Annotated in this window: 10 protein-coding genes; 6 read left to right on the plus strand and 4 right to left on the minus strand. The window is 41.8% G+C overall.

Annotated elements, in window-relative coordinates:
• Positions 1 to 2: 2 nt before the first annotated feature.
• The gene (locus AM305_RS05600; RefSeq protein WP_005823913.1) at positions 3 to 623 is read left to right on the plus strand and encodes a 7-carboxy-7-deazaguanine synthase QueE; all 621 of its coding nucleotides are present in this window, start codon (positions 3 to 5) and stop codon (positions 621 to 623) included.
• An 83-nt stretch (positions 624 to 706) separates the two neighbouring features.
• Here AM305_RS05600 and cysK read toward each other — a convergent pair whose 3' ends face one another.
• The 3 genes from cysK to thrA all read right to left on the minus strand — a co-directional run bounded on the left by cysK (position 707) and on the right by thrA (position 5,346).
• Positions 707 to 1,657: a cysteine synthase A gene (gene cysK / locus AM305_RS05605; RefSeq protein ID WP_005818246.1), complete on the minus strand. Its 951-nt coding sequence runs from the start codon at positions 1,655 to 1,657 to the stop codon at positions 707 to 709.
• A 287-nt stretch (positions 1,658 to 1,944) separates the two neighbouring features.
• Positions 1,945 to 2,892 (minus strand): homoserine kinase, encoded by a 948-nt coding sequence (thrB, locus tag AM305_RS05610; protein ID WP_005823915.1) that lies wholly within the window; start codon positions 2,890 to 2,892, stop codon positions 1,945 to 1,947.
• 9 nt (positions 2,893 to 2,901) lie between these two features.
• On the minus strand, positions 2,902 to 5,346 hold the full coding sequence (gene thrA, locus AM305_RS05615) for a bifunctional aspartate kinase/homoserine dehydrogenase I (RefSeq protein WP_005823916.1): 2,445 nt from the start codon (positions 5,344 to 5,346) through the stop codon (positions 2,902 to 2,904).
• A gap of 681 nt (positions 5,347 to 6,027) precedes the next feature.
• Here thrA and AM305_RS05620 point away from each other — a divergent pair.
• The 4 genes from AM305_RS05620 (at position 6,028) to sodA (ending at position 11,710) form a co-directional block, all read left to right on the plus strand.
• Entirely contained in the window at positions 6,028 to 6,324 is a 297-nt protein-coding gene (locus AM305_RS05620; RefSeq protein WP_005823919.1) for a BrnT family toxin, read from the plus strand.
• Positions 6,308 to 6,550, plus strand: a complete 243-nt coding sequence (brnA, locus tag AM305_RS05625; RefSeq protein WP_005823920.1) for a type II toxin-antitoxin system BrnA family antitoxin — start codon at positions 6,308 to 6,310, stop codon at positions 6,548 to 6,550. The genes AM305_RS05620 and brnA overlap by 17 nt, the downstream gene beginning before the upstream one ends.
• A 22-nt stretch (positions 6,551 to 6,572) precedes the next feature.
• Positions 6,573 to 10,865 (plus strand): YadA-like family protein, encoded by a 4,293-nt coding sequence (locus AM305_RS05630; protein WP_005823922.1) that lies wholly within the window; start codon positions 6,573 to 6,575, stop codon positions 10,863 to 10,865.
• 203 nt (positions 10,866 to 11,068) lie between these two features.
• Complete coding sequence (sodA, locus tag AM305_RS05635) at positions 11,069 to 11,710, plus strand: superoxide dismutase [Mn] (protein ID WP_005823924.1); 642 nt, start codon at positions 11,069 to 11,071, stop codon at positions 11,708 to 11,710.
• Between the two features lie 98 nt (positions 11,711 to 11,808).
• Here the strand turns inward: sodA and alr are convergent, their stop codons facing one another.
• Positions 11,809 to 12,933, minus strand: a complete 1,125-nt coding sequence (gene alr / locus AM305_RS05640) for an alanine racemase (protein ID WP_005823926.1) — start codon at positions 12,931 to 12,933, stop codon at positions 11,809 to 11,811.
• A 113-nt stretch (positions 12,934 to 13,046) separates the two neighbouring features.
• On the opposite strand from alr, the gene recD reads away from it, so the two are divergent.
• A complete protein-coding gene (recD, locus tag AM305_RS05645; RefSeq protein ID WP_005823928.1) occupies positions 13,047 to 15,011 on the plus strand; it encodes an exodeoxyribonuclease V subunit alpha in 1,965 nt (654 codons plus the stop codon).
• Positions 15,012 to 15,104 lie beyond the last annotated feature (93 nt).

Raw genomic sequence — 15,104 nt, forward strand, 5'->3', positions numbered from 1 at the left:
TGATGATTTTTAGTACAATTACCTATCCTATTGTTGAAATTTTTGAGAGTTTACAAGGCGAGGGTTTTAATACGGGAATGCCGAGTATTTTTATCCGCTTTGGTAAATGTAATTTAACTTGTTCATGGTGTGATACACCTTATCATCAATTTGATAGCTGGACATTGACTCAAATTTTGGAAAAAGTGGAAGGCTATCAGGCAAAAAACATTATTATTACAGGGGGGGAGCCGACTATCCAACCTAATTTGACAGTTTTGCTTGATGAATTAAAGCAGCGAGGTTATTTTTTAGCGATAGAAACTAACGGGCTAAAAGATATTCCAACTCAAATTGATTATATCGCAACGAGTCCAAAGCGATTGTATGCAAAAAAGTATCAACGCCGTTGTATTCCCTTTGCGCATGAAGTGAGAATTGTTGCAGATGAAAATGTTATCGCTTTTTGTGAGCAAATCGAAACACAAATTAATGCGGAGCGTTATTATCTTTCTCCTTGTGAGGTTGAAGGGAAAATGAACCTACTTGAAACCATTACACAGATTGGTTTGCTGAATCAACGTAAAAATAAACCTAAGTGGCAGTTAAGTATTCAAACACATAAAATTGTGGGAATTGAGTAAAATTTATATTTTGGGAATGTAAATATAGTATTAGTACCACATTTATTAAAAATGCTAGCGAATATGCTAGCATTTTTTTCTAACTAAACTTCAATGCCTTCAAATAACAGTGTACTTAAATAACGTTCTGAAGCAGAAGGTAACACAGCCACAATGAGCTTATCAGCAAATTCAGGTAGTTTGGCTAAGCGGTCTGCAGCGGCTACTGCGGCACCTGAAGAAATTCCGACTAAAATACCTTCTTCTGCCATCACACGGCGAGCGGTTGCGATTGCTTCTTCACTAGAAACTTGTTCAACACGGTCGATCAGGCTTAAGTCTAAGTTTTTCGGGATAAAACCTGCACCGATACCTTGAATTTTGTGTGGGCCCGGTTTGACTTCTTCACCGTTTAATGTTTGCGTAATCACAGGGCTTTCGCTTGGTTCTACGGCAACAGAAAGAATTTGTTTACCTTGGTCTTGTTTGATATAGCGAGAGATCCCCGTAATTGTACCGCCTGTTCCTACGCCCGCAACAAGAACATCAATTTTACCCTCGGTCGCTTCCCAAATTTCAGGGCCGGTTGTTTGTTGGTGAATTGCCGGGTTTGCCGGATTTTCAAACTGTTTAAGGATAACGTAACGATCCGGATCGCTTGCGACAATCTCTTCTGCTTTAGCAATTGCCCCTTTCATACCTTTAGCACCTTCGGTCAGTACTAAATTAACGCCTAAGCCACGTAATAAGCGTTTGCGCTCAGTACTCATGGTTTCAGGCATGGTTAAGGTAATTTTATAACCACGTGCAGCGGCGACATAAGCAAGTGCGATTCCTGTATTTCCGCTGGTTGCATCTACGATCTCTTTTCCTTTAGTTAAGATGCCGTCTTTTTCTGCTTGCCACACCATATTTGCACCGATACGGCATTTCACGCTAAAACTTGGATTGCGAGATTCGACTTTCACAACCAAATTACCGTTATTACCGAAATTTTTTAAACGAACAAGTGGAGTGTTACCGATAGTATATGAGTTGTCTGCATAAATTGTCATAGCTAATTCCTTAGTTTTCAACGAGGTTTGAATGAATAAGTTGAGCTAAGCATACGCCATTTTTTTTATGAGTGTTAGAGGCAAAAAATCATTTTATATAACGGAAAGGAATATAAGAACGAGAGGAGAGGGAAAGATATTTCGCCCCGAAATCTTATCGGCATTGGGGCGAAAATGAGATATTGTGAGGCACTTTCACAAACCTTTAATTTTTGTAGGGGCTAGTTACATTAGCCCCCATAAACATAGAATGAATAAGCTTTGTCAGCAATCTGCCTCTTAAAGCGTTACTTCAATTCTCTTGCACCTTGATTATCCACCTTACAAATGTGAATAAAACCTTCATTGTTTTGCAGGTAATCTTTTTCAAGGTAAGCAACGAGTTTTTGTGCATGTTCCAAATCCGGTGCAATTGCAAACATTGTTGGGCCGGAACCCGAAATCCCCACCGCTAATGCGCCTAAATCTTTACAACCTTGGCGAACTTCGGCAAAGTTTGGCAACAACGCCTCGCGATATGGCTCTGCAATTAAATCTTTCATCATCGTTGCAGCCAACACATCTTGATGCGTGTGGCAAGCGTGAATAAATGAACCCAAATAACGAGATTGCGCAATCATATCTTGACGGGTATAGCTTTTTGGCAAGATCGCACGGGCTTCTGCGGTGGACACTTCAATACCCGGATAAGCTAACACCCAATACCACTCATCAAAAAACGGAATCGGCTGGCAGATATTACCGAGTGATTGAGTCATTAATTGCAGACCGCCTAAATAGCACGGGGCAACGTTGTCGTAGTGAATTGAGCCTGAAATTCTGCCTTCCAATTCGCCCATCATTTCCAACAATTCCATTTTGGAAAACGGTTCATCGTGGAATTTATTCAGTGCTACGAGAGCAGCCACAATTGAGCAAGCACTTGAGCCTAAGCCAGAGCCAATCGGCATATTTTTCTCAAGGGTAAGGCGTAGATTTTTTACCAAACCACCACGCAATTTCAAACGTTCGCTAAACAGCACATAGGCTTGATAAACGATATTTTTTTGCGGTTCTTTCGGCAGTTTACGCACAAAATAGCCGACACTTTCCAACTCAAAAGGTTGATCGCACTCTTCAATTTGTACCACATCGCCAAGCAGTGAACCATCAATCGGCGAAATGGCTGTGCCAAGCGAGTCAAAGCCAACACTTAAATTTGCACTAGAAGCTGGGGCATAAATTCGTAATGTCATTGTTTTTCCTTATTTCAATGTACGCAAAATATCCGCAAAAATACCTGCAGCGGTAACATCATTACCTGCACCATAGCCACGTAATAAAAGTGGAATTGGGCTGTAGTAGCGTGTATAGAACGCAAGGGCATTTTCGCCGTTTTTCACTTTATAAAGCGGATCATCGCCGTTTACTTCTTTGATTGCGACACGGCATTTACCGTTTTCAATGGAGCCCACATAACGCAACACATTGCCACAAGCGGTCGCTTTTTCCACACGTTTTGCAAATTCCGCATCAAGCTCCGGCAACATCGCTAAAAATTCTGCTGCAGTTTTGCCTTCAGAGAAACCTTTTGGTAAAACGCCTTCCACCTCAATATCTTCCAGCTCTAACGGATAGCCGCATTCACGCGCTAAAATCAATAACTTACGCGCCACATCTTGCCCAGATAAATCATCGCGAGGGTCTGGCTCAGTAAAGCCTTTTTCTTTGGCAATGTTCGTTGCTTCGGAAAGCGTAGCCCCTTCTTCTAACTTACCGAAAATGAAAGAGAGTGAACCGGATAAAATCCCTTCAAATTTCTCGACTTCATCACCTGCAGCCAGCAAGTTTTGTAGGTTTTCAATTACAGGCAAGCCTGCGCCCACATTGGTTTCATATAAGAATTTATGTTGGCTTTGACGAGCATTTTCACGCATTTCCTGATAATAAGCATAGCTTGAGGTATTCGCTTTCTTATTTGGTGTAATCACGTGGAAGCCTTCTTTTAATGCACGAGCATAAAGATTTGCCACCGATTGTGCTGTCGTACAATCGACAAAAACAGGATTAACAACGTGATGCAATTTAATGAATGAAAGCAACACATCAAAGTCAGATGGCTGTGTCGCCGACTCTAAATCCGCACGCCAGTTATCAAGGCTTAAGCCATTTTCGTTGAGCAACATTTTATTTGAGTTAGCTAATGCACAAACACGGATCTCAATATCCTTCTTTGCAAGATATTCCTTCTGGGTTTTGATCTGTTCGATCAATTCGCCACCCACACCGCCAACACCCACTAAAAAGACATCGACCACTTTTTTGTTATTGAATAACGCTTTATGTGTGGCTTTAACCGCTTCAATGGCTTTATTTAATGGCACAACGGCAGAAATTGAACGCTCTGATGAACCTTGCGCAATTGCCACAATGCTGATATTTGCTTGAGCAAGCGCAGAGAAGAAGCGAGCCGCAATCCCTTTGGCGGTACGCATGCCATCGCCGACCACCGACACGATAGAAAGGTCTTTAATCACTTCCACAGGATCTAATAAACCCTCTTTAAGCTCTTGAGCAAAGGTGCTGTTTAACGCAGTTAGCGCTTTCTCAACCGCTTTGACCGGCACACAGAAACTAATACTATATTCAGAAGAAGATTGTGTAATTAAGTTCACAGAAATACCCGCTTGCGACATCGCAGTAAACACACGAGCCGCCATACCAACCATACCTTGCATACCTGAGCCTGATACATTGAACATTGCCACATTATCAAGGTTCGTGATCCCTTTCACTTTTAAGTTATCGTTGACTACGTTACCGTCAATGATTGTGCCCGGTGCTTCCGGATTATGGGTATTTTTAATTAAGCACGGAATGTTTAACGGCACTAACGGACCAATAGTGCGAGGGTGGATCACTTTCGCACCGAAGTAAGAAAGCTCCATCGCTTCTTGATAGCTCATAGACTCTAAGCAGATCGCATCAGGCACTAAACGAGGATCGCAAGTATAAACGCCGTCCACATCCGTCCAAATTTCGCACACGTCTGCTTTTAAGCAAGCGGCTAAACAGGCAGCAGAGTAGTCTGAACCATTACGACCAAGTAACACCAATTCGCCTTGCTCATTACCTGCCGTAAAGCCCGCCATTAACACCACATTTTTCTTTGGAATCGAAAGGGCTTCAATACGTTTAGTCGATTCAGCAATGTCCACAGAAGATTCTAAATAGCTCCCGTGAGCTAATAATTTTTCGACAGGATCAACGCGAGTAACTTCATAGCCTTTTGATTCAAACCACGCTTTCATCATCGCAATTGACAATTTTTCGCCACGGCTATGCACCGTTGCGCTAACATTATCCGGGCAGAATTTATTTTTAGCCGCTTCAGCTGCAATGTTACAGATGTCGTCTAGTTCTGCTTTGATAAAGGCACTTAACCCTTCACGGTCGAAATGATTATTAACGGCATATAATCCGTTGATGATGTTATTGAAAATATCGGTGGCTTCTGTGAGATGAGATTCGTAAGATTCGCCGGCTTGGGCTTTATCGACAATGGCGACAAGATGATTCGTGATTTTGGCAGGGGCGGATAGTACGCCTGCGGCTTGATCCGCTAAATGCGCCTTTTCGATGATGTCGGCAGCTTGTAAAAAGCGTTCCGGATTGGCTAAAGAAGTGCCTCCAAATTTTAGAACTCGCATAGGTTTCTCCTGAAGATAATTGTTTAATGTTTGCAAATTTTGTTACAAAAAAACCCGCTTGTTTAAGCGGGTTTCGGTTAATCTTATTCCGTTTTTTAGCTACGAACACCCGCACTATGTTGGCACATAATGGTAATAATGGTGGTAATCGTCATCATTGTAAAACGGTTCATAGCTTCTCTCTAAATAAAGCGTGAAAAACGTATAAGAGAATCCTCTAAAATGAACGGATTGTCAAATGGTTTTTTTGGTTATTTTTTAAATTGACTCTTCTTGGCATTCATTTTACAGCTACATAATATCGCCCTCTTTGAGCCTCGAGGGGTAGGGGAGATTTGGCAGAAGTAAAGACGAAGTGAGAGATAAAATTCATCAAATACTTTGTCAACAATCTAGGGAGCATAATGCTCCCTTTTGTTGTTCTTTTAAAGTTCGCATTGAGGCAGCGAAACACCACTAAGCAGCTACGCGGAGCATAGGGCTTTTATATTGTAAGAGCAAGTTTTAAAGATGATTTATTGAACAAAATGGTGTGTTAGCAAGTTCAGCCTGCGAGGGGAATGGGAGGATTTATAACTATTTTTTCGAAGCAAATCGCAAAACGAGATTTTCCTTATCGCTAAATTCCATTGGCTTGTTTATGATTAAAGAATGTTGAATAAGCTATAAAAAAGGAATATTATGTATATCAATTTTATATATCAGCCACCGCCCTTATTTGAGTACGATCCCAAAAAAAGCGCTAGCAACTTAATCAAACATGGCATTGATTTTGAACAAGCGAAAGGCATTTGGGAAGATGAAAATCGGGTAACGCTTGAATCACGCAGCGAGCCTGAATTACGTTATATGACAATTGGGAAAATGAACGGCAAACACTGGAGTGCATTTTTTACATTAAGAGGGGATTATATACGCTTAGTCTCTGTTCGTCGCTCTCGCAAAAAAGAGGTTTCCTATTATGAAAAATACCATTAGCACAGAAGAACTTGAACGCATATTTGATGAAGGGAAAGAAGATGTATTGCAATACTTCGACCTCTCAACCGCCCAAAGACCTAACCAATTCAAACGGGTTAATGTTGATTTTCCGCTTTGGATGGTAAAAAGTTTGGACAAACAAGCCCAACATTTAGGTGTGCCTAGACAGGCGTTAATAAAAATGTGGATTGCTGAAAAATTACCTGAATCGAAATTAGCGTAATAGGTTGTAGGGGCGGGGCGGCGTGGAAAATCCGACAAAAGCGGCACAAGAGGCGTTAGATGCAGCGCAAAAAGCGTTAGACGAAGCGAACGCCGGCACAGACGAAGCAGCGAAAGATGCAGCAGCGAAAGATGTACAAGCGGCTCAAAAAGCGTTGGATAAAGCAAATAACCAAATTGCGACAGCGCAAGACGTGGCAAATGCGATTAACAACAGCGGCTGGAATGTGATTGCCGAAGCCAACGGCGGCGTGGTAAGTGACTCAAATAAAGAGTTAGTGAAACCAAGCGAAACCGTGAGCTTAAAAGCAGGTAAAAACATTGAGATTGCGCAAGATGGTCAAAACTTCACGTTCAGAACTTCGGCGAACCCTGAATTTAACAGCGTAACCGTTGGAGAACCGGCGTACCAAAAAGCAGACGGCACACCGGTGAACAAAGTGGGTGACAAATACTACACGGCAGACGGTCAAGAAGTTGCAGCAGGCGATGTTGTGAAAGCGACTAAACCGGCAGTGAATATGACAGCGGAGGCGGCGAAACCGGCAACCAATAACGGTAACAACCAACCAAGCACGGCATTAAATATCACGTCGGCAGACGGCAAACCAACGCAAATTACAGGCGTGGGTTCGAGCTTGAACACGAAAGCAGTTCCGACTTCACCGACAGGCAGCAGCGGCACGACAGAAAATATCGACTTGGTTGATTTAGTCGGCACAAATACTGCACCGATTAACAAAAATGCCGCAGCAACGGTAGGCGACTTAGCCAATATGGGCTGGGTAGTGTCAGCAACGGGCAACGGCTATAAAGACGCTGTGAAAAATGCGAACCAAGTAGACTTTGTCGGCACAGGCTTAGCAACGGTGAAAGGCGAAACCAATGCAACTACAGGTATTCGCACCATTACCGTTGATGTGAACGCTCAAAATACGGTTGAAAGTGCACAAACACCGGTGGTGTATACCGATGCGAACGGTAACAAGGTTACTAAAGCAGACGATGGTAACTTCTATCCGGCGGACAGCGTAGTGATTGACGGTAAACGTTATCCGAAAGGTTCTGTGAAACAAGCGGACGGTAGCATTGTTGATGCAAACGGACAAGCGGTCGCAGAAGTTCAACCGATTGCAAAAGACGACATTATTGCGTCAATGAACAACGGTGATAACGTAACCAAACCGACTACGCTTAGCAACGTGGGCAGCAACTTAACGCCAACCACATCAGGCGATACGTTGATTAACAAAGACGGCACAACGACCGCAGGTCAAACACCGACTAAAGCAGAGAAAGCCCCAACTAACGCAGCGAAAATCAACAACAATGCAGCGACAGTAGGCGATGTATTGAATGCAGGCTGGAACTTACAAGGCAACGGAAGTGCGGTTGATTTTGTGAAACCTTATGACACCGTGAACTTTGTGGACGGCGTGGGTACGTTGGTGAAAGCGACTTCAGACGGAGCGACCAGTGTTATTCAGGTTGATGTGGATAAAGGTTCAATCAATGTGAACACCACAACAGGCGCAGTAACACCAACGAATTTAACCGCTTTAGATAGAGCGATTGCGGACGCAACAAAAGCGTTAGATGATGCGAAAGCGGCAAATCCAACCGATCCGAATGCGCAAGCGATTAAGGACGCAGAAGTTGCATTGGCGAAAGCGGAAGCTGATAAAGCGAAAGTGTTGAACAAAGTGGCGACAGTAGAAGACGTAGCAAGTGCGTTGAAAAACAGTGGCTTTACCTTGAAATCAAGTGCGGTAGATACAGGCACGAAACTTTCAGGTGATGATGAGTTAATCAACCCGGGTGATACTGTTGAAATGGTTGCAGGTAAAAACTTAACCGTGAAACAAGAAGCGAACGGTAAAGTGACTTACGCAACGAAAGATGACGTGAACTTTAACAGTGTTGAAGTAGGTAAAGCAGAACCGACTTATAAAGATAAAGACGGTGATGAGTTAGTGAAAGTTGGCGACAACTTCTATAAGAAAGATGCCTACAATGCGGCACCTGAAAAAGGTGATGGTACTAAGAACCTAGAGAACGTACCAACAGCAACAGTAGACAGAGAAAAATCAGATACTGTACCTGTTAAATTAACATCAGGCAAAGGTGTAGGTACAAGTCATACTAATATTGCTGGTGACAAATCTGATAAAGATGCGCCAAGTGCGTTAAGCGTGAAAGACAGTTTAGGCGAGAACTCACAAATTAACGGCATTGCGTCAGCGTTAGACACGAAAGAAGTGGCAACGAAACCATTAACGGTAGATAAAGACGGCAAACCTGTTGCGGATAAACAAACAGGCAAAGATAAGCTTGTGGACTTAACTGCACCAACAGACGCGGCTGAAAAAGCGAAATGGGAATCTTCAGCAGTCACTGTAGGCGATATTGCGAACATGGGCTGGGTTGTATCTGCAAGTGATAATGGTTATACCGACACAGTGAAAAATGCGAATAAAGTAGATTTCAAAGGTGAAAACGGTATTTCTGTAACCGGTAAAACAACAGCAGACGGCGTTCGTGAGATTACCGTTTCTCTTGAAAAAGGTGAGGTAATTGGCGCTAACGAAGGTACTGTTAAGATTGACGGTAAAGACACTGATGTGGTTAAAGTTGGGGACGAATACTTCAAGAAAGAAGATATTGATCCGACAACAGGTAAACCGAAAGAGGGTACAACCGCACTTGGCAATGACGTTGTGGGTAACAATGGTGAGAACGTTGTCAATAACGGTAACAAGTTAGTTGATGGTCATACCGTTGCGAAAGCGATCCAAGAATCCGGCTTCACTGTGGGTAAAGAAACCGATACATCAGGTGTTGATTTCAATAACTCAGATGAGAAAGTGAACCCGAACGATGAGCTTCGTTTTGCAGACGGTAAAGGCACAACAGTGAGCACAGGTACGGTGAAAACCATCGATCCAAACGGTGAAGTTTCAACGAAAACTGTCGTGAAAGTAGATGTAGATACCGTTGGCTTAACCAACAATGCAAACGGCACTGTAGTAACACCAGCAGAGACACTACAAAAAGCAGTTGATGCAGCACAAGATGCGCTTGATGCATTAGATCCAAAAACTGCAACCGCAGAAGAGCAAAAAGCAGCTCAAGATGCACTAACGGCTGCTCAAAATGAGCTTGCCAATGCAGGTAATAAGATTGCAACTGCAACAGATGTAGCCAATGCGATCAATAACTCTGGTTGGATGACAACAGCAGTAAATGCAACAACGGGTGCAACTGAAAATGTAGTCGTTAACCCAGGTGAAGCTGTGAACTATGTGAACGGTAATGGTACTGTTGCAAATGTAACAGTTTCTACTGGTACAAATGGCAAAGATAATGTTTCTGTGAGCTACGATGTGGATAAAGGCGCGATCACGCCAAATGCAGATGGTTCAGTGGTGGGTATTTCTGCAGAAGAAGCACAAACCTTACAAAATAACCTTGCAGATGCTCAAAAAGCATTAGCAGCGGTAGAAGCGTTAGGTGATAATGCTCCTGAAAGCGTTAAAAATGCAGCGAAAGCCGCAGTTTATGATGCTGAAAAAGCTATTGCGAAAGTACAAAACAAAGTGGCAACCGTTGAAAATGTGGTAAATGCAATCAACAAATCTGGCTTTACGTTAACGGCTCAAGGTGAAAATGGTTCATTAGTAAGCCCTGGTGAAACGGTGGATATGAAAAACACCGATGGCAATATTAAGATTTCAAAATCTAAAGATAACAACGATGTTGTCTATAATATGGCGCCAGATGTGAAGATTGAAAAATCTGTCACTGCACCAACAGTTAACGCGAATACAGTGAATGTTCAAGGTGCTGCAGGTACAACGGCATTAACGACAGTAGCAGGCGGAAATTATAACTCTGCTGGTCAGAAGATTGATAATACTGCAGTTCCAGCGTTAAGTGTTGGTGGAAATCAAATCACTAACGTAGCAAATGGTGCAATCAACGCAACGTCAAAAGATGCGGTGAATGGTAGCCAATTATATACATTGAAAAATGATATGAATCAGAAGCTTGGTGATGTGCATAACCGTATCGGTAAAGTAACGAGAGGCTTACGTGCTGGTGTGGCTGGTGCAGCAGCAATCGCAGGTTTACCTGAAATTCACTTAGCAGGTAAATCAATGGTTGCAGCAGCAGCAAGTACCTATAAAGGCGAAAATGCGATTGCGGTAGGTTACTCACGTCTTTCTGATAATAGTAAAATTAAATTGAAATTATCAGGTAGCGCGAACTCTCGCGGTGATCTCATCGGTACAGTTGGCGTAGGTTACGCATGGTAATCGAGATAATCTAATGCTAAAACGTTAGATAATGAAATAAAGGGCTGATTTCAGTAAATATCGGAATTAGCCCTTTTTTCAAGGCTTTTTTATAAACATGTTTGTTTTAGATCAAAAAATGATGTATTCATTTTTATTCTTTGATAGAATAACGATGAGTTTTAGCTCAAATCTTACCTATTATTTTTTTGAGGAACAGAAAAATGGCATATACATTACCTGAATTAGGCTACGCTTATGATGCGTTAGAGCCGCATTTCGATGCAAAAACAATGGAAATCCACCACACTAAGCACCATCAAGCGTATATCAATAACGCAAATGCGGCATTAGAATCATATCCTGAATTACTTGAACAATGCCCGGGTAAATTGATTTCAAATCTTGAACAAGTTCCGGCAGAAAAACGTGTTGCAGTACGTAACAATGTGGGCGGTCATGTAAACCATACGTTATTCTGGAAAGGTTTAAAAACAGGCACGACTTTACAAGGTGCATTAAAAGATGCAATCGTGCGTGATTTTGGCTCTGTTGAAGCATTCCAGGCACAATTTGAACAAGCAGCGGCTACTCGTTTCGGTTCAGGTTGGGCGTGGTTAGTATTAGAAGAGGGTAAATTAGCTGTTGTTTCAACCGCTAACCAAGATTCTCCACTAATGGGCAAAGACGTAGCAGGCGTTTCAGGTTATCCAATTTTAGGTTTAGATGTGTGGGAACACGCTTACTACTTAAATTACCAGAACCGCCGTCCAGACTACATCAAAGCGTTCTGGAATGTTGTAAACTGGGACGAAGCAGCCCGCCGTTTTGAAGATAAAGTAAAAACTTGCGGTTGTGCAAAATAAGTTGAGCTTAATCTATTAAGCATATAAGGATGTTAGCGGTCAAATTTCTGCAAAAGTTTGCAAGAATTTGACCGCTTTTGTTTAGATAGTTTAGGAAACTACTTGTATTCAAAAATAACTCGAGGGGTTAATTTTGTAATCAGTTCATAGCTAATTACACCAATGTGTTTAGCCACGTCTTCAATCTGTAAATCTTTGCCCCAAAAGATAACTTCATCGCCGACTTTATCTTGGCTATCTGCGCCTAGATCAACGGTAAGCATATCCATCGATACTCTTCCCACAATTGGCACTTTTCGCCCATTGACTAAAACAGGTGTTCCTTCTGGCGCGTTGCGAGGATAGCCATCGCCGTATCCCATAGCAATCACGCCCAATTTAGTATCCTTCGGGCTTACCCAAGCGCCTCCATAACCAACAGGTTCACCGGCTTTGTGTGTTCGTACCGCAATGAGCGAAGAAGAGAGTGTCATCACGGGTTTAAAGCCGAGCGATGTGATTGGTTCATAATGAGGAGATATACCGTGCATAATGATGCCGGGGCGAACCCAATCATAGTGCGCTTGTTGCCAATATAAAATACCACTTGAGGCAGAAATGCTACGCTCGTGTTCCGGGTAAGGTTTCGTTGCAGCTTCAAAGGTGGCAATTTGTTTTTCGGTATAACCACAATCTAATTCATCGGCACGGCTAAAGTGGCTCACAAAACTGATACTTGCCACTAGCGAACAGGCTTTAAGGCGTTGATAGAACATTTCCACTTGCTCAGGATGCACGCCTAAACGGTGCATACCGGTATCAATTTTTAACCAAATATGCACGGGGAAATAAATTTTTGCCTTACGTTTCCAGAAGCCTTTGCGTTGTTCTGCATCCCACTCTTTAGCGACTTGTTCAAGTAGCTCTAGTTGTTCTAAACAGTGAATGACGGTATCGAAACGGCGTGATAGGGTTTTGAGTAATTCCTCACGATCAAAAAAGCCTTCCACTAATACAATTTTACCTGTATAGCCTGTTTCTTGGATTTCAAGGGCTTCTCTTAGCCTTGCAACACCAAAGCCTTCAACGAGATCGGAAAGTGTTCCGGCAGCAGGTAGCAGACCTTGTCCGTAGGCATTGGCTTTAATCATCGCCAGTAATTTTTGCTTCGGCGCAAAGGTTTTAATCAGTTGAATGTTATGACGGAGAGCCTCTTGGCTAATTGTGGCTGTTGCAGGTTTCATAAAATTATTAGGTGGTTAAAAAAGGCTTTTATTATACGCCCGATTCGAAAAAATGGACAAGAGAAGATGAAAATCGGATAATTTCGTTAGTTTTTTCTTATTGAGATGGTGTTATGTTAAAGCTGCTTGAAAAATTGAAATCTGAAAATGTGATTTCTGAATTGAATTATCAATTTGCCAAAATGATTGATCGTAAACAGCAAGGTTTTGGCTATACGGTACAACAACAAAACTTGGCTGTATTGGTTGCAGCATTGCTTTCATTTCATACGATGAAAGGGCATAGTGCTCTTAGCTTGAATTCAGATTCGGCAACCGATCCATTTGGTTTGTCTTTAAAAAAAGAATATGAGCTACAAATGGATTTTGCCAATGAAATTTTGCAAAAAATTGAATATATTTCACCGCTTGAATGGCAAGCATTACTTGCAAATCATATTGCTTTTAGTGTATCGCCAGAGAAAGCAGCACCAATGCTATTTCAATACGGATTGCTCTATTTTTATCGTTATTGGCAAGCTGAACATCAGGTAGCGAACTACTTACAGCAAGCGGTTGGATCTTTTGAAGAAAATGCCAATCTTGAGCAAGATAAGAAAATTTTAGATCAGCTTTTTGGTCAGGCTGGAGAACAAATAGATTGGCAAAAAATTGCGGTAGCAACGGCATTGCGGAAACGTTTTTGTGTGATTTCCGGCGGCCCAGGGACAGGAAAGACAAGAACAGTTGCTCGTTTATTGGCGGCATTGCAATGGAAACAGTTTGAACAAGGTGCTGATTTTCTGAAAGTTGCCCTTATTGCGCCAACAGGAAAAGCCGCAGCCCGTTTAAAGGAATCGATCGTACAGAATCTTGCGAGCATAGAAATGCCCGAAAAATTGAAAGGCGTATTACCTACTCAAGCCTCTACGATTCATCGATTATTAGGGATGCAGCCTCAAAGTGATAAGCCTAAATATCATAAAACAAATCCTCTTCATTTGGATTTATTAGTGGTTGATGAGGCTTCTATGATCGATCTTTCTTTGATGGAAAAATTATTGAATGCGGTTAAGCCAAGTACTCGTGTTATTTTACTTGGCGATAAAGATCAATTAGCCTCTGTTGAAGTGGGATCGATTATGGGGGAGCTTGGGCAATTTATTCGTTTAGGGTACAGCCAAGAGCATTGCAACTATTTAGAAGTTGTTACGGGTTACAAATTAACAGGGCAGACGAAGGCATTGCCAATTTGTGATTCACTATGTCATTTACGTCAAAGTTATCGCTTTGATGCAGATTCTGGAATCGGGTTGTTAGCAAAAGAGGTTAATGAAAAACACAGTGCTAAATCTTGGCAAGTCATTTCAAGTTCAGCCCATGAAGAGTTGGAATATATTTCATATCCACCAGCAACGAATTTTTCAGAAAAAAGACAATGGCTACAGTATTGTGTTGCCCTTGTCGTTCGCCGAGCGGTGGAAGTTTATAGAGATTATCTTGAGTTAGTCAAACAGCGTGAAAATGATCCGAAATCGGTTTCAGTTGGTAGGATTTTTGAAGCATTCCAGCAAGTCCGATTTTTATCTGCATTGCGAGTCGGTGAATTGGGGGTTGAGCGCTTAAATCAAACAATTGCTGAAGCATTAAAACAAGCGAATTTGGTGAAGTTTAATCAACATCGGGAAAATTATTGTGGTAAGCCGATTTTAATTACAGAAAATGCACCACAAAATCATGTATATAGTGGCGATATTGGTATTGTTTTACCCGATGAACAAGGGATGCTTCGTATTTATTTTGATACGATTATTGAAGGAGAGTATTTAAATTTATCATTAAGCCGTGTTCCCGAATATGAATCGGCTTATGTGATGACGGTGCATAAATCACAAGGCTCAGAGTTTAATCATGTCTTTCTAGTTATGCCGTTAGCAAGTTCGCCTGTTTTAACGAAGGAATTGATTTATACAGCGATCACTCGGGCAAAAGAAAAATTTACGCTATTTAGCCATGAAAAAGTTTGGAAGCAAGGTGTGAAATCTGATATTCAAAGACAAAGTGGGTTGCAAGAACAATTAAAAAACAAATTAAGCTAGAAAATTACTCATTTTGAATTTATTTTCAACAAGCGATCATTTTTTTCAAATTTTTTACAAAAAAGACTTGCAAGGTTTTCATTTTTCTCTATA

Source organism: Actinobacillus minor NM305 (assembly GCF_000175195.1).
Taxonomy (GTDB): Bacteria; Pseudomonadota; Gammaproteobacteria; order Enterobacterales; family Pasteurellaceae; genus Haemophilus_A; species Haemophilus_A minor.

Bases quoted from the DNA above. Each gene is read 5' to 3' on its own strand.
- brnA (WP_005823920.1), top strand. From the start codon at position 6,308: ATGAAAAATACCATTAGCACAGAAGAACTTGAACGCATATTTGATGAA.
- alr (WP_005823926.1), bottom strand. From the start codon at position 12,933: ATGAAACCTGCAACAGCCACAATTAGCCAAGAGGCTCTCCGTCATAAC.
- recD (WP_005823928.1), top strand. From the start codon at position 13,047: ATGTTAAAGCTGCTTGAAAAATTGAAATCTGAAAATGTGATTTCTGAA.
- thrB (WP_005823915.1), bottom strand. From the start codon at position 2,892: ATGACATTACGAATTTATGCCCCAGCTTCTAGTGCAAATTTAAGTGTT.
- AM305_RS05620 (WP_005823919.1), top strand. From the start codon at position 6,028: ATGTATATCAATTTTATATATCAGCCACCGCCCTTATTTGAGTACGAT.
- sodA (WP_005823924.1), top strand. From the start codon at position 11,069: ATGGCATATACATTACCTGAATTAGGCTACGCTTATGATGCGTTAGAG.
- AM305_RS05600 (WP_005823913.1), top strand. From the start codon at position 3: ATGATTTTTAGTACAATTACCTATCCTATTGTTGAAATTTTTGAGAGT.
- thrA (WP_005823916.1), bottom strand. From the start codon at position 5,346: ATGCGAGTTCTAAAATTTGGAGGCACTTCTTTAGCCAATCCGGAACGC.
- cysK (WP_005818246.1), bottom strand. From the start codon at position 1,657: ATGACAATTTATGCAGACAACTCATATACTATCGGTAACACTCCACTT.